A 23,705-nucleotide genomic window follows, 5' to 3' on the forward strand; every position below is an offset into this window, starting at 1 on the left:
TTACTCCCGGAGCGAGGACAGCAGTACCATCGTCGTTCCGAACGCGAGTACGACCGCACCGGCCGCGAGCGTCGTGTCCGGGACCGACGGGACGAGCAAATCGCTGGCGATCAGCAGTGCCAGCAGGACGGCCCCGACGACTGCCAGCAGGCCGACGGCCAGACTCGCGCCGACGTGGACGAGTTCGGCCCGCGTCGTCACCGCGCCGTCGGGCAGTTCCTCGCGGAGGCCGGTCGCGTACTCGCCGGTGTCCCAGACGACCAGTGCGGCCGCGACGGCGAGGAAGGCCACGAGCGACGACCCGCCGAAGAGGACGAGCAGGAGGGCGAGTGCGAACACGGCGGCGCTGGCGAGCGTAGGGCCGAGCGCTTGCTCGGGGAGGATCGGCGAGCTCACCAGCACGGAGAGGGAGACGAAGGCGATACCGGCGAGGATGAGCGCGCCGAACGCGACCACCAGCACGGCCGTGACGACGCCCCCGCCCAGCAGCGACTCGACGGTGGGGCGGACGGTGGCCGGGACGCGTGCGAGGAGTTCGTCGCTCCCGATCAGCAGGTCGGCAATGACGCCGAACAGGAGTGCGGTCGCGAACGCGCCCAGCGGCGGGGTTCCCTGCCGCAGCAGGTCGGCTTCGGAGAGGCGGCGCACGCGCCGCCGGAGCCGTTCGCTGGCGAGGATGGCCGCCATCGTGCCGATCGCGAGCACGAACAGGATACGGACCCAGAGGGTCGTCAGCACCCAGACGACGGGCGCGGCGACGACCCCGAAGCGAGCCGACAGGGCTGCGGGCGTGCTCAGACCGGCGACGAGGGCAGCGATGAACAGGACGATAGCACCCCCGACGGCCAGGAACAAGACTCGTCCGAGACGGCCCACGAGTCGGTCGAGTCGGGCCGTCACCATGGGACGCTGGCGTGGCGGGAACAGTTTCACCAGCGGGATCGCCCGAAGGACCAACCGGAACAGAAAGAGCAGGAGGAGGACGTACAGCAGGAAGGAAAGCAGTGCCGCGCTGCCGGTCGGGGCCAGAAGCGAGCGCCCCAGCGCGAGCAACGGATCGGGGCTGTCGACGACCAGTCGGGCCAACGAGACGACCAGCGAGTCCCAGGCGGCGATGGCGACGACGATCGCCTGTGCCACGGTCAGCGGGACGAGCATACCGACGAACCGCATGAACGAGCCGGCCAGGACCTCGCCCTCGTCGAGCGGGACGGCGGTCAGCACCGCACCGAACCCGCTCCCGACGAGCAGGCAGACGGTCACGCTCGCGAGGTGGCCCGTGGCCTGCCCGACGTCGAGTCCGAACGCGACGCCGACGCCGAGCGCGATGGCCAGCCCGATCGACGCCGGAGTCAGGAGTGCGCCGGCGGCGAACAGCACCGCCACGCGGTCGCTCCGGAGCGCGTACAGGCCGGCCGCCAGCAGGACGCCGGACACCGACGACACCAGTGTGAGCCGAACGCCGAGCAACTGCCAGCCGACGAGCGAGGCGGCCACGAGGGCGACGAGGCCGCCGGACAGCGCCGAGAGCTGTACGTCCGCGGCGGTCTCCACGAGGGTCGCGACCACACCGTCGCCGGATCCGAGTCGGGGCACTACCGGTTCGTCGCGGGCGTGCGAGCCCCCGTCGGTCGCACCGTCGTCCGTCATCGGTCCCACCCTCGTTTGGTCGTGAGCACGTCCGCGAGCGCGACCTGCAGCGGCGTTCCGGGTTGCCAGTCGGTCGCGGAAACGCCCAGCCGTTCGAGGTCGGTCAGCCTGAGCCGACGCTGCACGTCGGCCACCGCCTGGCCCGGCGTGGGGTGAGTGCCGTCACCGGCCCCGGTGACGTTCGGGCTGAGAACGGTCACGGTGTGGCGATTCGACAGCAGCGTCTCGACGACGTCGACCGGCACGTCGTCGACGAGCGGGGTACAGAAGACCACCTGCGCGTGCGCGGGCAACCACCCGGCGAGGCGCAAGCCCAGCGCAGTCCCGTCGGGGTCGGACCCGTCCGCGGTCCCTACGGCGGCCCCGATCCCCTCGTCGCTCCCGTCCGACCCGGCACCGTCGGTCGCGACGGGGGTGATCGCGGGGTCGGTCGCGGCGGGCGCGGTCGCCGCCGGGTCGGCATCGTCGCCCTGTACCCGGTCGAAGAGGTCGGAGGCGGCCGACTCGGTGGTGCTACCCCGGCCCGGCGAGACCCAGTCGCGATCCGTCCCGGTCGAGAGGGTCGTGACGCCGACCCGGTGGCCGGCGTCGGTGAGGGTCACCAGCCCACGCGAGGCCGCGTAGACGACGTAATCCAGCGACGACGGGCCGCCCGAAGGCGGCTGAAAGCGGGCTGCAGGGCGGTCGTCGATAACGAACACGACCGCGGCGGCCCGCTCCTGGCGGTAGGTGACGGTCGCGAGGTCACCCGTGCGGGCCAGGCGCCGCCAGTCGACGTGTGAGAGCGGGTCGCCGCGCCGGTACTCCCGGACGGAGTGGAACTCGATCCCGTCGCCGCCGGTGTCGGTCGGTGCCTGACCGGCGAAGGGGGTCGTCAGGTCCTGCAACGGGAACTCGTCGAGTAGCGTCGTACAGCGCAACGTGTCGTCCCCGGCCGGATCGATCGTCGTCGTGCCCGTGACGGTGCCGGCGAGACTGCGCCCACGGACCGCGACGGTCCCGAACTCGTGGGCCCCGCGTGGCGGGAACACCTCGTACGTGACGGTCGCGGACTCCTCGGGCCGAAGCGCGACCGCACCGGCGGGCGAGCCGTCGGCGACCGTCACCGCCTCGGGGACGCCGTCGACCAGCCGGAGGTCGGGAATCGGGCGGTCGCCGGTGTTCTCGACGGTCAGCGTCACCGTCACCCTCTCGCCGGGGTCCACGCGGTCGTCCTCGAACGTCCGCTCGACGGAAAGCGAGGGCGGTCCGAGCCCGGTGACGTGGCCGTAGACGACGTACGCCAGCGGGATCGTCGCCACCAGGAAGAAGACGTGATCGCCGACGTACAGCCCGAGGGCGCTGGCGAACAGCGCGCCGACCAGCGCACCGTGCCAGCGGGCGACTCGCATCACGCGTCGGTCACCTCCTCGTTCGGGCCGTCAGAGCCGTCGGGGGCAGCGGGAGTGGCGGACTCGCGGGACCGTTCCCCGTCGGCCGTCCAGGTCCGTTCGGTCGCCCGCTCGGCGTCGTCGCCGGCTTCGAGCGCGTAGATGGCCCGGAGCGTGCGGATCGTCTGGCGGTGGAAGGCCCCGTGTTCGCTGAGCATGTCCTCGAACCAGAGCCGGAGCGGTACGTCCGGGGCGTCTGCGCCGCCGACGAAAGCCGCGGCGGCCGGATCGTCGGTCCAGGCCCCCGTCTCGACGGCGCGGGCGGCCGTCTCCCAGTCACACCGGTGGGTGCGCTGGTAGGTGTCGGTCGCCAGCCGCCGGAGGTCCTCGCGGACGACCGCCTCGCCCTCCGGCGATCGGCTGTCGACCCGCTGGACCGCCGCCAGTCGCTCGTCGAACGTCCCGCCGACGACGGGCCCCGTTACGTCACGCTCCGTGGGGTCGCCGTCCACGGGAAGGGGCGGGGGCCGCGAGGGCGTCGTCGAGGACCAGAGCCCCTGCACGACGGCGGTCAGTCCGGCGATAACCGCGAGGCCGGCCAGTCCGACCGTCCCGGTCAGCGCGTCCATCGCGGCCATCAGTTGCGAGCGCGGGATGGGTACGAGCCCGGGCGCGAGGGCCAGCCCGGCAGCGGTGAGCAACGTGACTCCCGCGACGCCCACCAGCAGCCGCGTCCGGGAGGTCACGACCGGTCACCTCCGTCGGGGTCACCCGCCGCGGTCGCATCCCCGCCGTCGGTCGCGTGTGGGGTCGAATCGGGGGCGTCTGCTGTCTCCTCACCGCCGTCGGTGCCGGGTGTGAGTTCTCGCCGGGCGTCGTCCACGTCGTCGACGTACTCGGCAGGGTCGCGCCGGCCGTACTCCACGTCCCGGATGGCGTCCCGGAGCGTCCGGACGGCCGATCGAGGGAAGCCGGCGTCGACGCCCTCGCGAGCGAGTTCGCCGGGCGTTTTCGTCCGGTGGTCGGCGACGGGCACCTGCGCGCGGAACTCCCGCCAGGCGCGCCGGACCCGTTCGCGCGCGTCCGGCGTGTCTGGTGTCGTGTCCGCAGTCGTCGCCATCGAACCGTCGGGCTCGGCCACTCCATCGCTGCCGGGGAACGAGTCGCGAACACCGGCGAACAGCCCCGCGAGTGCGCTCAGCAGTCGGGCGAGGAGGGCTCGCGGCCCGGGAAGTCTGTCGAGGTCGAGCTGCCGGGCGCGGACGGCGGCGGCGAGTTCCCGCGCCAGCGAGACCAGAGCCGCGCGCACCCGTCGCAGGTGCTCGGGCAATGCGGCGAGCACCGCCTCGCCGCGGACGGCCAGTGCGACCAGCGTCGCGACGAACGCGCCCGAGAGCCAGTGGAGGGCGACCCGGACCTGTTCGCGTAGCGACCGGCCGGCCTGGACCGCTCGCCGGCGGAGCAGGTACGCCCCGGCGAGGACGGCCAGCGCGAGGCCGGCGAGGACGCCGGCCGTCAGGAACTGCATCTGTACCGGCTCGGTCTCGGTGAGGCCGGCGGCCGTCTCGACGGTGACCGTGGCCCCGGCCGCGAGCGGGAGCGGGACGGTGGCCGTCCCGTCCGAGCCGGTGGTCGCCGTCGCGTCGCCGACCCCGACCGTCGCGCCCTCGACCGGTTCACCGTCGTCGGTGACCGAGACAGTGACCGACAGCCCGGGGAGGGCGAAACCGGACACGTCGACGCTGAGATTTGCGAGTTCGAGCGTCCGGTTGCCCACGGCCTCGCCGCGTTCGACCCGAACCACCGCGTGTTCGCTGGCGGGGAGCGACACGTCGAGGCGGCCGTCGGCGTCGGTGCTCCCCGCCGCGGTCCCGTTGACCGAGACGTTGGCCCCGGGGACGGGTCGGCCGGCGATGGTCGCGTTGACCGTCACTGTTCCGCCGGGGGCGGGTTCGTCCTCGATCCCGACCGCGACGTTCGTCGGCACGTCGAACGATCTGGTGGTGTTGGTCCCGTTGGCTGCGGCCCGTGGGAGACCCGACCCCGTCATACTCGGGAGTGCGAGCGCCGCGCTGCCCGCGGGCGCGTCGGAGCCGTCGGGGACCGTGACGGTCACGTCGAGTGTGGCCGAGAAGGGAACTTCGCCGGTGACCTTCCCGGAGGCGTTCGTGGTCCCGATCCGCCGGCCGTCGAACGCGACCACCGCGCCGGCGAGCGGGTCGCCGCCACGCTCGACGCGGACGGTGACGGGCTGGCCCGGGACGGGATCGGACACGAGCGACACCTCGGCGCTCCCCTCGCCGTCCACGTCGAAGGTCTCGCCGGGGCTGCCCGACTCGGTGTGGTTGTATCGCTCGGCGATCTCGGAGGCGTTGCCGTCGGTTCCGTTGCCTCCGTCGCCGGATCCGTCGCCTGACTGCCCGTCTGACGAGGACTGGTCGCCGGTCGATTCACCGCCCTCGTTCGGCTGGAAGGGGTTGCCGCCGTCCTCGCGGCTGGCGGATTCGAGGAAGCGGCGGGCGGCGGCCTCGGCGTTGCCGTTCTCGGCGGCGCGCTGGTAGGCGCGGAACTCGCTGTCGAGTCGGCTCTGACCGGGCGTCGGATCGAAGCGCACCCAGCCCGTGTCGGGGACGTACACCTCGACCCACGCGTGGGCGTTCATCGCGCGCACGAGGTACGTCCCGTTGGCGCGCGGTTCGCCCGTCGAATAGCCGACGGCGTAGCGTGCAGGGATGTCCTGAGTCCGGAGCATGACTGCCATCGTGCTGGCGAAGTACTCACAGTAGCCCTGCTCCATCTCGAAGACGAACTCGTCGGCCACGGTCCCGCCCTCGTGGCTGGCGTTCAGGGAGTAGCCCTTGTTCGACTCCAGCCAGGACTCGATGGCGACGGCCGTATCGTATGGCGTCTCCGAATCGCTCGTCAGGTCGTCGGTGAAGGAGGTGAGACGGTCGGACGTCGAGTCGGGGAGCGCGGTGTATCGCTCCTCGATTCCGTCTGGGTAGTCGGTCCCGGCCCCGCGTAATCGGGCTGGATCCCGGGGCGGTGCTGCGCTGGTCACCGTGTACGTGGCGTTCGCCGGAAGTCGCCCCTCACCGTACCGCAGGCCGCCCTCGCCGGTCACCTGCACGTTCTCCGCCTGCGGGCCGTTCACGTCGATCGGTTTCCAGGCCGCAGGCAGCGCCGAGGCGGGCTGGAGCAGCCGGTACTCCTGGGTGATCGTCCGGCGGTCCCCGCCGGCGACACCCGGATTCCGTGGCCAGCCGCGCTGACGTGTCTCGCCCTGTCCAGTCCAGCCGCTCCCGGTGTAGTCCGCGTACGCGCCGGTCCGCCAGTAGGTCGCGGCCGAACTCCGGACGACGAAGTGCGGTTCCGCGGACTGGCTCCGGAGGCTCTCCGAAAGCGGCGACCCCTGTGAGCCGACGCCGGTTCGCTGGCCGGGGTCGAGCGCACCGAAGCCACTTCCATCGCCCGTTCCGGTCCCTTGCGCCCCCTGTGTCCCCGACCCGGACGACGCGCCGGATCCCGAGAGCGAGCCCATCAGGCCGTCGACCAGCGACGACTGGCCGGCGCTGCCCTCGCCGGCACTGGCTCCGTCTCCCGACCGGCCCGAGAGGACCTCGCCGAGTGCGCCGCTCCCGTCGGTCGACGCCCCGTCGCTCGACCCGTTACCGGGCAGTAACGACCGCCCGGGCGCGTCGGCCCCCACCGCCGGCAGGACGACGGCTACCAGAACGAATCCGGCGATCGCAAGGAGCGCGACCGCAGTGCGTGCCCGCTCGCGTGAATCCGTCCCCGCATCGGTTGCCATAGTGAATGTCGGTCCCGGCGAGTACACCCCCGCGAGTCGCTCGCCGGTAAGCTCTACCTAGTCCAGCGTCAGGAGGGAATTAAACATTCGGTACGAATTATCAGTTCCGATCGAGCGGTCAGAGCGCCCGGAGAAGCCGATCCACGTCGTCGGCCGTGTTGAAGACGTGGATCGACGCCCGGACGGTCCCGTCGGGTAACGACCGGATAACGACCCCGTCCTCGCCAAGTTGGTCGACCAGTTCCTCGGGGTCGTCGGCGCGGAAGGTCACGAGGCCGGACTCGTACTCACGTGGTGAGAGGAGCCGGTCGCCCAGCCCGGATTTGAGCCGGTCGGTGAGCCGCTCGATCCGCTTCTGTACGGTGTCGAGACCCACAGCCAGGATCCGGTCGATTGCGGTCGCCGCCGCGACGTGTGGCGCGGGCGAGACGGTCCCGATCTCCAGTTTGTGCGCGCCGGCCGAGAGGTCACAGCCGGCCGCGCTCGGGTCGTCGACGCTCCGGTAGCTGGCCCGTCGCGGCTCCAGTTCGGCGGCGAAGTCGGGATCGACGTGCAGGAAGCCCGCGCCCCAGAGCCCGAGTAGCCACTTGTGGCCGGCGGCCGCGACCGCGTCGGCCCCCCACTCGGCCACGTCGACGGGGTGCTGGCCGGGCGACTGGACCGCGTCGACGACCACTCGTGTCCCGGCGTCGTGGGCCACGTCGACGATCTCGGCGACCGGCAGACGGGTCCCGTAGTTCCAGGAGAGCGAACTCAGACAGAGCAGGCGAGCGTCGTCGACGACCTCCTTCACCGCGTCCATCTCGACGCGGCCGCGCTCGGTATCGAGGACGCGCGTGTCGATGTCGGCCACGTCGGCGGCCCGCTCCCACGGGAGGATCCCCGCGGGGTGTTCGAGGTCGGTGTAGACCACCGTGTCACCGGGTTCCCAGTCGACGGCGGCGGCGATCCGGGAGATGCCGTCGGCCGTGCTGTTGGTCAGTGCGAGGTCGTCGGGATCGGCTCCGACGAACGCGGCGATATGCTCGCGGGCCGCCCCGAGTTCGTCGTAGGCCATCGAGTAGGGGTCGCCGGCAGCGTGGGCCTCGTACTCGTGGCGCTCAAGAAAGTCGGTCGCGGCTTCGACCACCGGGCGCGGGCTCGGACCGCTCGCACCGGTGTTCAGGTAGACGGTGTCGTCGACGGCGGGAATCTCGTCGCGGAGGTCCTCCGGGTCCATGGCGGCCGTTCGGATGCCAGCCGTTTGAATCCTCAGATGGCGGTCGACGGGTAGTCAAGACTCGACCACGGTGTTGGTCAGCGTGCCCAGCCCCTCGATCGAGATGGCGACGGTGTCGCCGTCGTTCAGGAATTTCCCGAGTTCGAGGCCACAGCCGGTGCCGACCGTGCCGCTCCCGAGCACGTCGCCGGGATAGAGGGTCTCGGCTTCCGAGGTGTGTTCGAGGATCTCGCCCCAGGAGTGTTCCATCTCGCCGACGGTCCCCTCCGACCAGGTTTCCGTGTCGCCCTCGTCGTCGGTGACCTCGACGGAAAAGTCGGCGTTCGGGAGGTCCAGTTCGTCGGGCGTCACCAGATAGGGGCCGAAGGCGTTGGCGAAGTCCTTCCCGCGGGCGGGGCCGAGTCGGGCGTCCATCTCCTCGCCCTGCTCGTCGCGGGCCGAGAAGTCGTTGAAGAGGGTGTAGCCGGCGACGTACTCCTCGGTCTCGTCGGCGTCGATCGCGGACCCCCGTTTCCCGATCACCGCACCGATCTCCAGTTCCAGATCCCAGAGGTTCGAGTAGGGCGGCCACTCCACCACGTCGCCGTCACCGACCACCTGATCGGCGTTGCCCTTGTAGCACACCGGTCGGTCGTACCACACGTCCGGGATATCGCCCATCGTGTTCGCGACGTGTTCCTCGAAGGCCATGTAGTCCCGCAGGGAGTTCGGGCGCGGCACGGGAGCCAGCAGATCGACCTCTGCCGGGTCGTACCGGAGACGCGCGCCGCCGGGGCCGGTGTCGGCGTCGGCGTCGGGGACCCACTCCAGCACCTCTTCGACGGCGTCGAACGCGCGCTGACCGCGCCGGAGGAACGAAATCATGTCCGCGGGCGCGATGCTCTCGGCGAGGTCGACCGGCGAGGCCTCGCCGTCCATCGCGAGGACGTACGCGTAGCCGGCGGTCACGTCGAGCAGTTCCCCCTCGTGGTCGACACCGACCCGTCGAACGGGGCCGACCGGCGTCTCGACCGCGAAACTGGCGAGTCGCATACTCGCATCCGGGTGCGGCGGTCAGGTATAGCTTTGGCCTCTCAGAGAAGGCCCGCGACGACGGCCCCGAACGCGACCGCGGCCAGCGCCCCGACGAGATTCAGTACCGCCGTCGCCACCGCTCGCCGGCGCTCGCCGGTCTCGAACAGCCGCACCGTCTCGAAGGCGAACGTCGAGAAGGTGGTGAACGCGCCACAGAACCCCGTCCCGAACACCAGGAGGAGGGAATCGTCGACCGGTACGGCCACGAGCAGGCCCAGCACGAAACTCCCCAGAACGTTCACCGCGAGCGTGTCGGCAGTCCGGGTGTCGATGCGCTCGCCCAGCAGGTACCGCGCCAGTGCGCCGAGGACGCCCCCGACGCCAACGAGCAGGGTCGGGTCGGTCATCTGGAGATCACCCGGGCGACGGAACGCCCGCCGATGACGGCCAGAAAGCCGAGGGCGTAGTTGGCCGCGACGTTTGCGACCAGAAGCAGGGGGTCCAGCCCCGCGGTCTCGACGGCGAAGGTGCTGTAGGTCGTGAAGGAGGAGAGAAATCCCGTCCCCAGCACCAGTCGCGTCTCGGCGCTCAGCGCGTCCGCGAGGTGGGCCTCGTACAGCAGGACGCCCAGTGCGAAACTCCCCGCGACGTTGGCGGCGAGCGTCCCCCACGGCAGCGGGCCCGCGGGGAGTGCGAGCGCGACGGCGTGACGGAGGACCGCCCCGACGAACCCCCCGACGGCGATCAGGGCCAGCGGTTCGAGGCGGGCCAGCGCGTGTGTCGACCCGTCGGCGTCGGCGGCCGTCCCGTCGCTCATCAGCCGGAGCGACTCGGAGCGGCTACTCGGTGGTTTCGGTTTCGCGGTCGACGACGGCGTCGGCCAGCGCGTCCCGGTGGCCCTCGTTGGGGCCGCCGGCGATGGTCAGGAGCCGCGCGTCCCGGAGGTACCGTTCCACGTCGTGTTCGCGCGTGTACCCGACACCGCCGTGGAGCTGCATCGCTTCGTTGGCGTTCTCGACGGCGGCCTCCGTGGCGTGGACCTTCGCCATCGGGAACGCGCGGTCGACGGACAGTCCGCGGTCGGCGCGGTCGGCCGCCCGGAGGGTGAGCAGACGACTCGTGTCGACCCGCTCGGCCATCTCGCCCAGTCGCCAGCGAACACCTTGAAAGTCGCCGATGGCGCGGTCGAACTGTTCGCGTTCAGTGGTGTAGGCCACTGCGTCCTCCAGTGCAGCGCGGGCGATGCCGACCGCTCGCGCCGGGACGTTCACGCCGGTGTGGACGGTCCCGCGCTGGACGTACGCCTCGCCCCGCTCGCCGACCATCGCGTCGTCGGGCACACGCACGTCCGAGAGCGTCACGCGCGGCGACTTCACGCTGTTGGCACCCAGCGTGTCCCAGTCGCGGTCGACCTCGAACGCCTCGGCCGGGACGAGGAACGCACTGATGTTGTGGGGCGCGTCTGCCTCGGGGCCGGTCTTCGCGTAGGTGAGCACCACGTCGGCGTTGGGGAAGTTCGTCACCCACTGCTTGTGGCCGTTCAGGACCCACTCCTCGCCCTCGCGCTCGGCGGTCGTCTCCATCGCCAGCTTGTCGCTTCCGGCGTCGGCCTCGCTGAGTCCGAGCGCGCCGACGGTCTCGAACCGCGCCATCTCCGGGACCCATCGCTCGCGCTGGCGGTCGGAGCCGAACCGCTCGATCACGGTCGCGACGCCGAGGTTGAGCCCCACCGCGCTCGCGAGCGCCATCTGGTTCGCCGCCAGTTCCTCGATCACGACGACGAGTTCGACGAGCCCCTCACCGCGACCGCCCCGTTTCTCGGGCAGGGTCAGGCCGGTGATACCGCGCTCGCCGAGGGCGGCGAGGATCTCCTCGGGATACGTCTCGGTTCGGTCGAGGTCTGCGGCGACGGGTTCGATCTCGGTCGCTGCGAGCTCCCGAATCTCGTCGCGCAGCGTGCGCTGTGACTCGGTCAACTGGAAGCGCATACGCGCCCATCGCGGCGGATCCCGATAAGTTTCGGGCGAACACGTCCCACACCGTCGGGCCCACTTCTGCCGAGCGTTTATATCCCAGACCGGGACCAGCCTGACCCATGTTCGAGCGCTTCACGAGCGACGAACGGGCGATCGAAGGACTGCCGGTGCGACTCGTCATCGCCCTCGTAGTTGGGATCGCGAGCCTCAGCGTCATGATGAACACGATCGGGGGCCTCACCGCGCTGGGCGTCACCGAACTCGACGTGAAACCACAGCCGGAGGTGATCCCCGAGGGCGACGGCGAGGTGACGGTCACAGTGGTCACACCGGAGGGCGAGGCGGTATCGAACGCCACCGTCGTCGCGAAGGACGGCACCGCGACGCTGTCGGAGATCCGCCCCGCGAAGACCGGCCCGAACGGGACGGCGACGCTGCAGCTCTCGCCGAGTCTCGGCCCGAACCAGAAGGAGGGAACGGTCACGCTGGACGTGAAACCGCCCGCGGGTGGGGGGTACACCGACGACCGGGAGAACACGAAGGTGCTCGTGGTCGCGGATCAGTCCTCGTAGGAGCGGGTGGCGTCGGTGCCCTCGCCCCAGTCGATCCAGGACTGCTCCCAGCCGCGGCGACGGCGGGCGTCCCGGCGCTCGTACTCGCGGTCCTCTCGGCGCATCCGGTTGCGCTCGGGTGTGTCGGCCTGCTCGCCCTCGACGAGCATGGGGGCGAAGGCGACGCCGCCGAGCCGTTCGGCGACCTCGCCGCCCTCGACGACGGCGAGATGCTGTTCGTGGGCCCCCAGCGGCATGACGAGTCGGCCGTCCTCGGCGAGCTGGTCGACCAGCGCCCGCGGCGGCGAGACGGCGGCGGCCTCCAGCAGGATGCGGTCGTATGGCGCGTACTCGGGGAGGCCGTCGGCCCCGTCCCGGCAGTCGACGAGGACGCCGCCGTAGCCGGCGCTGGCGAGGTTCTCGCGGGCCTCGTAGACGACCCGGCGAGTGATGTCGATAGCGTGGACATTTCGATCGCCGACGATCTCGGCGATCACGGCGGCGGTGTAGCCGACGCCAGCGCCGACGACGAGCACGGAGTCGTCGGGGTCGGGTGCGAGGGCTTCGAGCAGTCGTGCGGCGGTGCTGGGGGCGAGCACGCGGGTGCCGAACCGCTCGAAGGGGCGGTCGGCGTAGGCACCGCGCTCGTCGGCGACGAACTCGTGGCGGGGAACCGCCCGCATGGCGACGCTGACGGCGTCGCTGTGGACACAGCCCTTGCTCTCGTGTTCGAGGCTGTCGACCATGTCGTCGCGCAGTACCGCGGGGTCCATTGTAGGGAGGTTCGCGTGGAGGCTCTTGAATGACGCGCCTGTCGAACGGACGGCAGGTAGGTTCGCCAACCAGTCGAGTCACTGCATCTCGACGAACCGCACGCCGCCGTGGTCCCCGCGGTCGAGCGACCCGTCCTCGCGCTTGCGAGCGCGAACGAGCGTCTGCCGGGCGGTCCCGAGCGGCGCGAGCAGCACCCCGCCCGGACGGACCTGGTCAACGACGGCCTCGGGGAAGTCGGGGGCGGCACAGGTGAGATACGCCCGGTTGTAGGGAGCGTACTCGGACCAGCCCCGTTTGCCGTCGCCGGCCCGGATCGAGACCGCGCCGTAACCCAGTCGATCGAGTCGCTCGCGGGCCTGCTCGGCCAGCGAGTCGTGGTATTCGACGGAGAAGACGTGCTCGGGGCCGACGATCTCGGCGGTGACGGCGGCGTGGTAGCCACAGCCCGTCCCGATTTCCAGTACTTCGTCGCCCGGCGACAGATCCAGCAGGTCGGTCATGATCGCGACCATGTGTGGCGCGCTGATGGTCTGGCCGTCGCCGATGGGCAGCGGCGTGTCGGCGTAGGCCGAGTCGCGCTTGTGCTCGGGGACGAACTCGTGGCGCGGGACCGCCCGCATCGCGTCGAGCGTGGCCGGATCGTCGACGCGGCCCTCGGATTCGAGCCGGTCGACCATCGACTCGCGTCGGGCCGCCCAGTCCATGCTACCAGGCCGACCAGGCGGTCGACGTTTCGTCGCGCGCGTACAGCCGTTTGATGTCCTTTGCCGCGACCGTGTCGCCGTCGTAGTCCAGTTTGTCGAACTCGTAGCCTGCGGCGTCGTCGCGGACGAGGATGCTTTCGACCGTGAATTCGAGGTCGCCGAACTCCTCGGTCTCGCCGACGACGAACTCGTGGTCGCCGGGCACCTGCACCTTCGTGGACTCGGTGGCCTCCCGGCGGCCGTCCTTTGGGTGTTTGGTCACGTTGACGGAGACGTTCCCGACCGCGCGGGTCCAGACGGTATCGACGTCGGTGACCGGTGCCGACTCGACCCGGCCGCCGTCGATCTCCAGACTCGTGATCCGGACGGTCATCACCGCAGCATCGGTCTCGGCGACGAACTCCTCGCCGGTGGCGAGGTCGGCGTCGGCAGGCGCTTCGACCTGCGCGGAGAAGGATTCCCCGTCCTGGGAGATCACCACGTCGAGCTGGGCGGTCTGCTCCTCGGGCAGGCTCTCCTTGTGGACGTGTTCGCACTCGGTACATCGCAACGTCGCGTCGCCGCCGCCCGTCGACAGGACCTCGTGGACCGTCTCGAACTGCGGCGAACAGGCCGGACAGGCGATACCGACCCTGTCCCCGGCTTCCGTAGTCATACCCGGCCGTACTCGGTGCGCACGTAAAAGGTCGCTGACCGGCGTATCCGGCGGTCAGTGTTGCCCCGACCCCGAACAATTCATTTCGGTGACCGGTAGGTTCGGTATGGACCTCCGCTACGTCTACGGAGCCGGATTCGGACTCATGGCGTTCGGTTCCGGACTGCAGGTCGCCGAGGCGGCCCTGTCGAGCACCGATTTGCTCTCGATGGGGCTCGACGGCGTGTTGCTCGTCTGCTTCGGTATCCTGGCGTGGCAGTCGCTGGCCGGCAAACTGGACGGGGTGAACGAACCGGCGTCGAGTGGATTTTTCACTGGGCTCGGGTACGCACTACTGGGTATGGGGGTACTGTTGACGGCGCTTGGGGGATATGGGCTCGCCAACACCCTGCTCTGATGGGACCAGGGATGCCAGTTACACGCCCGACGGCAGGTCGATCTCGTCGCCGTCAATGTACACTTTCGGCTCCCGAACGATCCCGTCCAGGTGGATCGGCGCCTCCACGTCGCCGCCGATGGCGTGGTCGTCGCCGATGGCGATGTGGACGGTACCGGCGGCCTTCTCGTCCAGGAGGACGGAGCCGATCAACTCGGTGACGCCGACGTTGGTGCCGATTCCGAGTTCCGCGAGGTTGTAGGCGTCCTCGCCTACCTCCTCGGCAGCGGCCTCCAGTTCCTCGCGCACGCCGTCGTCTGAGACCTCGGTGACGTACCCGTCCTCGACCTCGAACTCGAGGACGTGGCCGTCTTCCAGCAGGCCGTGGGGCATCATCGTCCCGTCGACGACGAAGGTGCCGTCGGCAGTCTCGGGACTCATGAACACCTCGCCGGCCGGGAGGTTGGACATCGCACCGGGGTCGTGGACGATGCCGGTGTCCTGTCGCCACTCCCGGTCGCCGGGGCGGAACACGATGTCGGTGCCGCGTTCGGTCGTGACGCGGACGGTCTCGGCCCCGGAGACTTCGGCGTACAGCTCCTTGCAGTGTTGCTTGATGTCGGCGTAATCGGCGTCGAGACCGGTGACGAACACCTCCTCGGTGATCCCGGGGAGGGTGGCGACGCGAGCGCCGGCCGCGGTGGCGTCCGAGCGGGCCTTGGTGTGGGTGAGGCTCTTCTTGGTCGGCGCGAGCACCACGTCGGCGTTGCGCATGGCGGCGGCGACGGCCGCGGGCGGTTCCTCGCCGTGCTGGTCGCCGGGCGGGTAGCGGACGATGCTCGCGTCGTCGGTGCGCTCGTTGGCCACCTCGTAGAGGGCTTCGCCGATGGGCTGGCGCTCGTGGTCGGTGACGATCAGACAGGACTCGGTCGACTGGAGGCGCATGCACTTCCGGACGGCCGTCTCGGCCGGATTCCGGAGCCGCTCGTGTTTCATACCCGAGTCTGGGTGGCCCGCCGGATTAGTCGTTGTGCCTCCACCGCGGGCGAACGGTGACTCGCTCCCGAGTGAATTCCCACCGTGGAACCTCGAAACGGTTATCCGCGTCGCTACGGCATCCCCGTATATGACAATCGAAGTCGGCATCAACGGATACGGGACCATCGGGAAGCGGGTCGCGGACGCCGTCCGGGCCCAGCCGGACATGGCGGTCGTCGGCGTCGCCAAGACGCGGCCGAACTTCGAGGCCGAGCAGGCCGTCGCCAACGACTACCCGCTGTACGCCGCCGTCCCCGAGCGGGTCGACCAGTTCGACGAGGCCGGCATCGAACTGGCCGGCGAGGTCGAGGAACTGGTCCAGGCGAGCGACATCGTCGTCGACACGACGCCGTCGGGCATCGGCGCGGAGAACAAGGCGATGTACGAGGAGTACGACACGCCCGCGCTCTACCAGGGCGGGGAGGACGCCGACCTGGTCGACGTGAGCTTCAACGCCCGCGCGAACTTCGCGGAGGCCGAAGGGGCCGATCACACCCGCGTCGTCTCCTGTAACACGACCGGTCTCTCCCGACTCATCGCGGCGCTGGAAGACGAGTACGGCGTCGAGAAGGTGCGCGCGACGCTGGTCCGTCGCGGTGGCGACCCCGCCCAGTCCTCGCGCGGCCCGATCAACGACACGCTGCCGGACCCGGTGACGATCCCCTCCCACCACGGCCCGGACGTGAACACCATCTTCCCGGACCTGGACATCGACACGCTCGGGATGAAGGTGCCGGCGACGCTGACCCACACTCACAGCGTCAACGTCGAGTTGACCTACGACACCGACACCGAGGAAGTTCGGGAGCTTCTGGAGGGCGAGTCGCGACTGTTCGTCATCCCCGACCACATGGGTATCGACGGCTCGGGCAAACTCAAGGAGTTCGCGCTCGATTCGGGGCGGCCCCGCGGCGACGTGTGGGAGAACGCCATCTGGGGCGAGTCGATCACCGTCGAAGGCGGCGACGAACTCTACCTCTTCCAGGCGATCCATCAGGAGTCCGACGTGGTGCCGGAGAACGTCGACGCCATCCGTGCGGTGCTGGGGACCGCCGACCGCCGCGAGAGCATCGAACGGACGAACGAGGCGCTCGGGATGGGCCTCGGTCGCTGAGCCGAACCCCTCGGGAATCGAGGAGTAACAGGGGCAGAAACCTTTTCCCGGGACCACCTCTTACCGGCAGGTATGAACGACGACCGCGACGACCACGATCCCATCGACGATATTCTCCGGGAGATCGAGCGGGTGATGAACGAGATGATGGGCGACGACGTTCACATCGATCGCGGCGGGAACGCGGGCTTCGGATCGGACCTCCACCTGGACGTGTTCGAGGAAGACGATCAGTTGCGCGTCGTCGCGGACCTCCCCGGCGTCGAGAAAGACGCCATCGACCTCAAGTGCGACGGCGAGGTGTTGACGGTCGCCGCCGCCTCCGACCGCCGGGACTACGAGGAACGGATCCGCCTCCCCGCCACCGTCGACGAACACTCCGCCAGCGCCACCTACAACAACGGCGTCCTCGAGGTCACCTTCGACCGCGCCGACGATTCCGCGGACATCGACCTTTAAGAGATCTGGCTCCGCCGCGGATCGTCGTCACCGAGGCGGTAGAGCTGGTAGGAAAAGGCCGCAAGCGCCAGCGCGAACAGGCCGAAGGGGAGCAGGGGGCCGCGGCTCCCGCGAAGGTAGAAAAACGTCGCGAACAGCATGACGAACAGCGAACTCACCAGCCGACCGTACACCGACTCCCGGAGCGGCCGGTAGCTGTAGGTCAGGGTAAAGGCGACGAGTAACCACCCGAAGGCGAGCGTCTCCGCCTGCTGGAGCGACGACGTCGCGTACCAGACCGTCCCGGCCGCCACGCCACCGGCGAGGACGAGCCCGAGTGCCAGAAACGGACGGCTCAGGTCGTTCCGCTGGGCTTTGGCCATGTTTCCCGGTGATTACATGTCCGGGGTAATATACGTTGGTGTCGTGTCGAACGGTCGTGTGCCCTGCGTCAGACGGTTTCGCGGATCAGCGCGGCCAGATCGTCGAAGAATCCGGGTTCGTACTTCGTCGCGCTGTCGACGGTCGGGCGAGCGTTGGTCTCGGTGACGACGGCGCGGTCGTCGGTGACCAGCAGGTCGACGCCGAGCCACGGGATGTCGAGCGTCTCGGCGACGCGTTCGGCCAGTTCTCGGAGTTCCACGGGGAGGTCGACGCCGGTGGCTTCGGCCCCGCGGTGGACGTTGTGTTTCCACTGGCCGGATTCGAGGGCGTCTTCGGGGAGGCGACGCTCGACCGCGCCGACGTACTCGCCGTCGACGAGCATGACCCGGTAGTCCCGTGCGTCCGGGAGGTACTCCTGAAGCAGAAAGGACTGATCGCCCGTCGCGCGGTAGTCGTGGACCAGATCGAGGTAGTCGGCGATGCCGAGGAAGGAATCGAGATCGGCGGCCTTCGCGACGCCGACGCCGCGGGTCGCGGAGTTGGGTTTGACCACGACCGGGGGATCGAACCGCTCGAAAGCCGCCACGAGGTCTGCGCGGTCGACCGGGTTCGAGACGGCGACGGTCTCGGGCACCGGGACGCCGGCCCGGTCGAGTCGGGCGATCACGTCGGCCTTGTTTCTGGACGTGAGGATCGCCTCGCGGTCGTTGACCCACGGCACGTCGAGCATGGCGTCGGCGACCCCGCCCTCCATGATCCGGGGCGGATAGACGAACCCGGCGTCGAAGTCGTCGAACTCGGCGGTCGCGTCGGCGTCGGTCAGCGCCAGTGTGCGTTCGGACGTGGCGACAGCGTGGACCGCGATCCCCCGCTCTTCGAGGGGATCCCGGATCCGCTCGTAGGTTTCCGCCTCGGTCGCGACCGCCAGCCGGAGCATACCCACGCTCTCGGCCCGACCGGACTAAAAGCCGCCGTTCACCGCGTGCGGACCGAGGGACGACCGTGACCCGCGTCGCGATATATGTGCCTGTAGTGAATTTTTAAATATTATTGGAATGTATCCAATCCTGTATGATCGGATATTCGACCATATCGTGCCGGTGGGGCCGGCAGAGCGCGAGCGGGGAATGGGAGGCAGGGACGTGTGGCGACAGTGGGGGTCGACGCTAGCGATGCGGGGGCAGACGGGAAGTCGGGAGTCGGTGACCGAACGCGCCGAGTTCCTCGCCGAGCGGGTCTGGGACGGGTTCGTCGCGCACGACGAGCGCGACCGGATGGCGGCGGTGAAGGCGTTCGCGGCGGTCGACAGCGCCCAGTTCCAGCACGTCGACGACGCGACGGCGCGACGGGCCGCGGTGGCCTTCGTCAACGCCCTCTGGAAGAAAGACGAGGTCGAAGCCGCCCACGAGACGGACGGCGAGTTCGACCGCGAGGCCCTCGACGCGGCCGACTGGAGTCCGGTCCGGGAGAACTTCGCCGAGCGCGCGCGGTTGCTCGGCATCGACGAAGACTACGCAGACCTGTCGACGACCGCCTGGCGACGGCACAAGACCGGCGGGGACTACTGGACGCCGATCATGCGCGCCCAGTTGCTGGAACTCCGGGTCGCGATGGGTGACGCGGCGTATCCAGCCAAGCCCCGGTACGGCCAGTCAGGATTCGGCCCGGAGCCGACCCGGTACGCGCTCGCGGTCGAACTGCACGATTACCGCTCGGAAGAGCGCATCGAACAGGGGAAATCGGTGATGGTCCCCTACTACGAGGCGATACTGCGAGCCCACGAGTAGACCGGCAGTTCTCCGGTTCTCGGTACCCGGGAGGTCGGCGCAACATTAAGTGGACGGCGGCGGGATTGTAGAACGTGTACGACGAGATACTCTTCCCGACGGACGGGAGCGAGGGGGCGGCAGTCGCACTGGAACACGCGATCGAGCAGGCCGAGGCACACGGGGCAGGGATCCACGTCCTGTTCGTGGCCAACACGACGTACGCCGGCGGCGGTGCAGTCGAGGGGACGGCCATCGAGTCGCTCCGGTCGACCGGGCGACAGGCCGTCGACGACGCAGTCGACCGCGTCGTCGACGCCGGTATCGCCGCGGAGGGAGAGGTCCGCGACGGCGACCCCTACAGCGAGATTCTCGACTACGCCGACGAGGTGGCCGCCGACATGATCGTCATGGGCACCCACGGCCGGCGCGGACTGGACCGGTACCTGCTGGGCAGCGTCACGGAGAAAATCGTTCGGTCGTCGGACGTGCCCGTGCTGACCGTCAGAGTCGCCGACGAGGAGTGAGGGCAGTGACGCGGACAGCCTGCAAGAGCCGACACTTCCCTGTTACCGGTCCAGCGGCTCAGCGATAGTGAAAAGCGGCGGCGAATACCGCCGGGAATCAGGCGATGAGCAGTTCTTCGCCGCGTTCGACCTTGATCCGGCAGGGCGGCGAGATCTTGTTGTAGGCGCGGCGGAACGCTTCCTTGACCTCTTCGGCCTGGTCCACGTCGCAGTAGGCGGTGAACAGGCGCTCGCCCTTGTCGATGCGGGCGGCGGTGCCGACGATCTTCCCGAAGGCCTGGCGCATCCCGTCGGAGACACGGTCCGCACCGGCCCCGGTCGCCTGTTTGTTCTCCCGGATGACCTGGTGGGGGAACTTCCGGAGGATCATCTTGTAGTTGTTCTCGCCGAGTTCCTGGATCAGGTAGCGGTTGGCCGACAGGCGGGAGGCCTCCAGCGAGCCGTGGCGGATCTGGACCTCTTCCTCGAGGATGAGGCTGATCTGGACGGGGTAGTCCTCTGCGTCGGTCGTCTTGTCCCCCATCTTGTGCTGTGCGACCTTCGAGCCGGGGATTCCGGTGATGTACTCGCGTCGGGTGTACGACGGCTTGTCGATTTTCCGGTACATCGAGGCAGGCTTGTCCGACATAGGTATCTCTTGGCGGAATCGAAGCCAAGCGCGTACAAAAACCCGTCGAACTGGAGTAGCGGCCGAGCCGTCCCCCACCGTCGACGACGGGAGATTCGGCCGACAGGGAGAGTCTCCCGCGTCGCGACCGGGCGCGATGTTCCCGTGAGCAGGGCGAACACGACCGGTCCCGCGATTACGGCCAGGAGCCGGGACTCGATGGGCGCTCTCCCGGCCACGGCCACGACGGTCGTCGCTCGCGGACGTTCTGTTCGAACGGTTCGTTTAAGAAATGAAGGCGAGACCGGACAGGTGTATGACACTGAGAGACGTGACGTTCGACGTCGTCGCACAGCACTCACGGACGATCCTGCTCGCGGCCACGCTCGTCGTGCTCCTGACGGTCGGAGCGGCAGGGGAAGCCGTCGCGCACAACCCGGCGGGCCAGCCCGTGCCGGGCTGTGAGAACGGGGCCGACGTGGTCGCCGAGAAAAACCCCAACTGTCACACGCCGACCACCAAATAACGGTGTGCGTCGGGTGGCGAGTTCCGGTTACACCGACTACACTACCCTGTTTTTACGCCCGGAGACCCAATCGGAGGTATGAATCAACTCGTCGACGGCGAGTGGCGCACGGACACGTACGAGACGACCAACGAGGACGGCGAGTTCGAACGCCAGACCACGACGTTCCGGGACGAGATCGAAAACGATCCCGACGCGCAGTTCCCCGCCGAGGCCGGCCGGTACCACCTCTACGTCTCCTACGCCTGCCCGTGGGCCCACCGGACGCTGCTGGTGCGGGCGCTGAAGGGCCTCGAGGACGCGATCACCGTCGACGTGGTCGATCCCTACCGCGACGAGGGCGGCTGGCAGTTCACCCCCGAGAAGGAGGGCTGCACCCCGGACACGGTCAACGGGTTCGACTACCTCCGGGAGGCCTACGTCGAGGCCGACCCCGACGCGACCTGTCGCGTGACGGTGCCCGTGCTGTGGGACAAGGAGGAGGAGGAGACCATCGTCAACAACGAGTCCGAGGAGATCCTCAGGATGCTCGACACCGAGATGGAGGACGTGGCCGAGCGAGACGTGGACCTCTATCCCGAGGGATATCGGGACGAGGTCGACCGGATCATCGACGAGATCTACGACCCGATCAACAACGGCGTCTACCGGGCCGGCTTCGCGAGCAGTCAGGCGGCCTACGACGACGCGGTCGGGGAACTGTTCGAGGCGCTCGATCACTGGGACGAGGTGCTCGGCGACCAGCGGTACCTCGCCGGCGACCGGTTGACCGAGGCCGACATCTGCATGTTCACGACCCTCGTCCGGTTCGATCAGGTGTACCACACCCACTTCATGTGCAACCGCCAGCACATCCACGAGTACGACAACCTCTGGCCGTACCTGCAGGACCTGTACCAGACTCCAGGTGTGGCGAAGACGGTGAACATGGACCACATCAAGGAACACTACTACACGACCCACCCGGACGTGAACCCCTCGGGAATCGTCGCGACCGGGCCAGAGCTGGATTTCGACGGCGACCACGACCGCGACGAGTTGCCCGGGAGCCCGCCCGAGGACCTGCTACCGCTCGCGTAGAGACAGCGGCGCGGTCCCGCGGTCGCCCGACCCGACGCGACGTTCGACCATCTCCGTTCTGAGTTGCCGACACTCCTCGACCCCGAGACCCACGTCGATGGCGCCGAGGACGAGCCGATCCAGTCGGTCGCGTGCCGTCGGGTCGCCGGCCAGCAGGTCGTCGGCGGCCGCGGCGACCGCGCGACGAGTGTCGGGAGACATCGCCAGCGGGTCCGGGACGGGTAGCGATTCGAGTTCGTAGGTCATCACCTGGAGCGCCCCGCCGCCCTCGCTGCGGCCCCAACACTCCAGAATCGCCGCGGTCACCGTCGCGTTGAGGACGCCGAGCGTGGCCCGCTGGAGGAGCGGGTTCGCGGGTTCGGGGGTCTGCTCGGGGGCGTCGATCCAGAGACAGTCGACGGCGTTGCTCGCCAGCAGGCCGTCGGGATTGGCGATCACGGAGACATCGCGGTCGAAGAACTTCGGGACGAACACCGCCGGAGCCGACAGCGGCCCGAGGTCGAACCAGACCCGGCGGCTGGCACACGATCGGCGGTCGTCGAATCCCTGCCGTTCGCCCCACGCGACGTACTCGACCAGTCCGTCGTAGCCGTCGGAGGCGAGCGCGCGACGGACCGCGGCTTCGAGGTCGCCGTCGGCGTCCCGTTCGGTCTGGACCTCCCGAACGTACTCGTGCACGTCGAGCAGGTAGCGGTCGGTGTCGGCGGTGGTGACGAGGCGGCCGTCCACGTCACGGACGCTCTTGATCGCGGGCGCGAGGAAGCGGTCGTCGATGTCGGTGGCCCGGCCGTCGGCGTCGAGGAAGAAGAACCCGTTCGCGCCGGTCATCACGCCCCGAGAGACGGTACAGCGTTCGCCGAGCGTGACGAGCGACGGGTTCGCGAGCAGGCGGATCAGTGGCTCGGGAGCGTCGAGGTACGGCGCGAGTTTGTCGGCGTCGCGGTCGGCCAGTCGGCCCTGCCGGACCGTGACGCGACGACAGGCGTCGGTGCTGCGAGCCCGGAGGCCACCCCCCGGCGGTGCGCGGTCGGTGTCGACCAGATCGAGCAGGCGGGCGACCGACACCTGTTCGTCCAGTCGGCAGAATCGGACGGGCGTCGACCGGCGGCGGTCGGGGTCGGTACACCGCTCGGCCAGGAGTAAGACGGCGTCGACGACGGCGTCGTCGAACACCTGCGCACCGAACCCGACGACGGCCGCGAGCCGGTAGTGGTCGAAGAGGAATCGCCGGAACGATTCGCCGTAGCGCGTGGTGAGCCACTTGTTCGGGACGACGACGGCGAGACGGCCGCCCTCCCGGAGAAAGCGGGTCGCCTGCGTGACGAAGTAGACGTAGGCGTCGCTACGGCGACTCAGGGCGCGGTCACCGTCCAGATACGGTCGCTCGCCGTCGGGACCGAACGCGGCGAGGTGGGCGCGAGCGCGGTCGATGTCGGTCGTCTCCTGGCGTACGTAGGGCGGGTTGCCGACGACGGCGTCGAACCGACCGGCGACGAGGCCGGCGTCGGCCACGGTACAGTCGCGGTCGGGTCCGGGCTCGACGGTGAAGAAGTCGGACTCGTAGAGGCGACACCGGGCGTCGGGGTCCGGGTGGGTGGCGTCGAGTAGCCGGTGCGCGGCCAGCGCGAGCGCGACCGGATCGGTGTCGACGCCGACGACGCGGGCGAGGCGGTCGGCGGGCGCCGAGTCCGGATGGAGGGTTTCGAGCCGTCGCGTAGCCGCGACGGGGAAGACGCCGCTCCCGACGGCCGGGTCGAGGACGCGTGGCAGCCGGTCGTCCGGTCGGGGCTGGATCGCCCAGCGACAGAGCGCCGTCGCGACCGCAGGATCGGTGACGAAGTGGCCGTCGGCCCGGCGGCGATCCGGCGAGAGCGACCGCTGGTAGGCGTCGGCATCGTCTCCCGCCGCAGCCTCGGCGACGGTCGCGAGGCGCTCCCGAACCGTCGCGTCGTCGGTGGCCGTTGCCAGCCAGTCTGGCCGTGACCGGTCGCCCGCGGCCTCGGCGACGGAAGCCAACAGCCCCCCGAGTTCCGCCGGTAGCGGGTCGGGCATGTCACCAGTAGTCGTGCTCCAGAACCAAATAGGCACCACCGGCTCCGGCGGGCGCGGTGGCGGTCACCTCCCC

General features: G+C 69.6%; 25 protein-coding genes. 8 read left to right on the plus strand and 17 right to left on the minus strand.

Going from position 1 to position 23,705, the window contains the following annotated elements; translation table 11 throughout:
• The 9 genes from BV210_RS06720 to BV210_RS06760 form a co-directional block, all read right to left on the minus strand.
• A complete protein-coding gene (locus BV210_RS06720; protein WP_077205890.1) occupies nt 1–1,650 on the minus strand; it encodes a hypothetical protein in 1,650 nt (549 codons plus the stop codon).
• Entirely contained in the window at nt 1,647–3,041 is a 1,395-nt protein-coding gene (locus tag BV210_RS06725; RefSeq protein ID WP_077205891.1) for a DUF58 domain-containing protein, read from the minus strand. Before BV210_RS06725 ends, BV210_RS06720 begins: the two co-directional genes overlap by 4 nt.
• The gene (locus tag BV210_RS06730; protein ID WP_077205892.1) at nt 3,041–3,766 is read right to left on the minus strand and encodes a hypothetical protein; all 726 of its coding nucleotides are present in this window, start codon (nt 3,764–3,766) and stop codon (nt 3,041–3,043) included. The genes BV210_RS06725 and BV210_RS06730 overlap by 1 nt, the downstream gene beginning before the upstream one ends.
• On the minus strand, nt 3,763–6,831 hold the full coding sequence (locus BV210_RS06735; protein WP_084802588.1) for a transglutaminase domain-containing protein: 3,069 nt from the start codon (nt 6,829–6,831) through the stop codon (nt 3,763–3,765). Before BV210_RS06735 ends, BV210_RS06730 begins: the two co-directional genes overlap by 4 nt.
• Nucleotides 6,832–6,949: 118 nt before the next feature.
• A complete protein-coding gene (locus tag BV210_RS06740; RefSeq protein ID WP_077205893.1) occupies nt 6,950–8,050 on the minus strand; it encodes an aminotransferase class V-fold PLP-dependent enzyme in 1,101 nt (366 codons plus the stop codon).
• Nucleotides 8,051–8,104: 54 nt separating this feature from the next.
• Entirely contained in the window at nt 8,105–9,082 is a 978-nt protein-coding gene (locus BV210_RS06745; protein WP_077205894.1) for a fumarylacetoacetate hydrolase family protein, read from the minus strand.
• A 41-nt stretch (nt 9,083–9,123) separates the two neighbouring features.
• Nucleotides 9,124–9,471, minus strand: coding sequence for a fluoride efflux transporter CrcB (gene crcB / locus BV210_RS06750; protein WP_077205895.1), 348 nt, complete (start codon nt 9,469–9,471; stop codon nt 9,124–9,126).
• Nucleotides 9,468–9,881 (minus strand): CrcB family protein, encoded by a 414-nt coding sequence (locus tag BV210_RS06755; RefSeq protein WP_077205896.1) that lies wholly within the window; start codon nt 9,879–9,881, stop codon nt 9,468–9,470. Before BV210_RS06755 ends, crcB begins: the two co-directional genes overlap by 4 nt.
• 22 nt (nt 9,882–9,903) lie before the next feature.
• On the minus strand, nt 9,904–11,052 hold the full coding sequence (locus BV210_RS06760) for an acyl-CoA dehydrogenase family protein (protein ID WP_077205897.1): 1,149 nt from the start codon (nt 11,050–11,052) through the stop codon (nt 9,904–9,906).
• Nucleotides 11,053–11,159: 107 nt separating this feature from the next.
• Between BV210_RS06760 and BV210_RS06765 the strand changes: the two genes are divergently transcribed.
• Entirely contained in the window at nt 11,160–11,612 is a 453-nt protein-coding gene (locus BV210_RS06765) for an Ig domain-containing protein group 1 domain-containing protein (RefSeq protein WP_077205898.1), read from the plus strand.
• Here the strand turns inward: BV210_RS06765 and BV210_RS06770 are convergent.
• From BV210_RS06770 to BV210_RS06780, 3 genes are all read right to left on the minus strand, one after another.
• Nucleotides 11,600–12,364, minus strand: coding sequence for a protein-L-isoaspartate O-methyltransferase (locus tag BV210_RS06770; protein ID WP_077205899.1), 765 nt, complete (start codon nt 12,362–12,364; stop codon nt 11,600–11,602). The two genes, BV210_RS06765 and BV210_RS06770, sit on opposite strands and share 13 nt — an antisense overlap.
• A gap of 78 nt (nt 12,365–12,442) precedes the next feature.
• Entirely contained in the window at nt 12,443–13,069 is a 627-nt protein-coding gene (locus BV210_RS06775) for a protein-L-isoaspartate(D-aspartate) O-methyltransferase (protein ID WP_077205900.1), read from the minus strand.
• Nucleotide 13,070: 1 nt separating this feature from the next.
• Nucleotides 13,071–13,724, minus strand: a complete 654-nt coding sequence (locus tag BV210_RS06780) for an HVO_0476 family zinc finger protein (RefSeq protein ID WP_077205901.1) — start codon at nt 13,722–13,724, stop codon at nt 13,071–13,073.
• A 106-nt stretch (nt 13,725–13,830) separates the two neighbouring features.
• On the opposite strand from BV210_RS06780, the gene BV210_RS06785 reads away from it, so the two are divergent.
• Nucleotides 13,831–14,121, plus strand: coding sequence for a hypothetical protein (locus tag BV210_RS06785; protein ID WP_157525913.1), 291 nt, complete (start codon nt 13,831–13,833; stop codon nt 14,119–14,121).
• Nucleotides 14,122–14,139: 18 nt separating this feature from the next.
• On the opposite strand, the gene BV210_RS06790 is transcribed toward BV210_RS06785, so the two are convergent.
• Nucleotides 14,140–15,096: an aminopeptidase gene (locus BV210_RS06790; RefSeq protein ID WP_077205903.1), complete on the minus strand. Its 957-nt coding sequence runs from the start codon at nt 15,094–15,096 to the stop codon at nt 14,140–14,142.
• A gap of 130 nt (nt 15,097–15,226) precedes the next feature.
• Between BV210_RS06790 and BV210_RS06795 the strand changes: the two genes are divergently transcribed.
• Entirely contained in the window at nt 15,227–16,252 is a 1,026-nt protein-coding gene (locus BV210_RS06795; protein WP_077205904.1) for a type II glyceraldehyde-3-phosphate dehydrogenase, read from the plus strand.
• Between the two features lie 72 nt (nt 16,253–16,324).
• Nucleotides 16,325–16,711 (plus strand): Hsp20/alpha crystallin family protein, encoded by a 387-nt coding sequence (locus tag BV210_RS06800; RefSeq protein ID WP_077205905.1) that lies wholly within the window; start codon nt 16,325–16,327, stop codon nt 16,709–16,711.
• On the opposite strand, the gene BV210_RS06805 is transcribed toward BV210_RS06800, so the two are convergent.
• Entirely contained in the window at nt 16,708–17,073 is a 366-nt protein-coding gene (locus BV210_RS06805) for a hypothetical protein (RefSeq protein WP_077205906.1), read from the minus strand. The two genes, BV210_RS06800 and BV210_RS06805, sit on opposite strands and share 4 nt — an antisense overlap.
• Nucleotides 17,074–17,141: 68 nt before the next feature.
• Nucleotides 17,142–18,011, minus strand: coding sequence for a RimK family alpha-L-glutamate ligase (locus BV210_RS06810; RefSeq protein WP_077205907.1), 870 nt, complete (start codon nt 18,009–18,011; stop codon nt 17,142–17,144).
• Between the two features lie 190 nt (nt 18,012–18,201).
• Here BV210_RS06810 and BV210_RS06815 point away from each other — a divergent pair, with 190 nt between their 5' ends.
• Both BV210_RS06815 and BV210_RS06820 read left to right on the plus strand, forming a co-directional pair.
• Nucleotides 18,202–18,861, plus strand: a complete 660-nt coding sequence (locus tag BV210_RS06815; RefSeq protein ID WP_157525914.1) for a hypothetical protein — start codon at nt 18,202–18,204, stop codon at nt 18,859–18,861.
• Nucleotides 18,862–18,935: 74 nt separating this feature from the next.
• Nucleotides 18,936–19,367, plus strand: a complete 432-nt coding sequence (locus BV210_RS06820) for a universal stress protein (RefSeq protein WP_077205909.1) — start codon at nt 18,936–18,938, stop codon at nt 19,365–19,367.
• Between the two features lie 97 nt (nt 19,368–19,464).
• Here BV210_RS06820 and BV210_RS06825 read toward each other — a convergent pair whose 3' ends face one another.
• On the minus strand, nt 19,465–19,995 hold the full coding sequence (locus tag BV210_RS06825) for a 50S ribosomal protein L16 (RefSeq protein WP_077205910.1): 531 nt from the start codon (nt 19,993–19,995) through the stop codon (nt 19,465–19,467).
• A gap of 295 nt (nt 19,996–20,290) precedes the next feature.
• On the opposite strand from BV210_RS06825, the gene BV210_RS06830 reads away from it, so the two are divergent.
• Nucleotides 20,291–20,500 (plus strand): hypothetical protein, encoded by a 210-nt coding sequence (locus BV210_RS06830; RefSeq protein WP_077205911.1) that lies wholly within the window; start codon nt 20,291–20,293, stop codon nt 20,498–20,500.
• Between the two features lie 78 nt (nt 20,501–20,578).
• Nucleotides 20,579–21,580: a glutathione S-transferase family protein gene (locus BV210_RS06835; protein ID WP_077205912.1), complete on the plus strand. Its 1,002-nt coding sequence runs from the start codon at nt 20,579–20,581 to the stop codon at nt 21,578–21,580.
• Here BV210_RS06835 and BV210_RS06840 read toward each other — a convergent pair.
• On the minus strand, nt 21,566–23,632 hold the full coding sequence (locus BV210_RS06840) for an Eco57I restriction-modification methylase domain-containing protein (protein WP_077205913.1): 2,067 nt from the start codon (nt 23,630–23,632) through the stop codon (nt 21,566–21,568). The two genes, BV210_RS06835 and BV210_RS06840, sit on opposite strands and share 15 nt — an antisense overlap.
• Nucleotides 23,633–23,705: the final 73 nt, after the last annotated feature.

Origin of the sequence: Halorientalis sp. IM1011 (assembly GCF_001989615.1) — an archaeon.
Taxonomy (GTDB): domain Archaea; phylum Halobacteriota; class Halobacteria; order Halobacteriales; family Haloarculaceae; genus Halorientalis.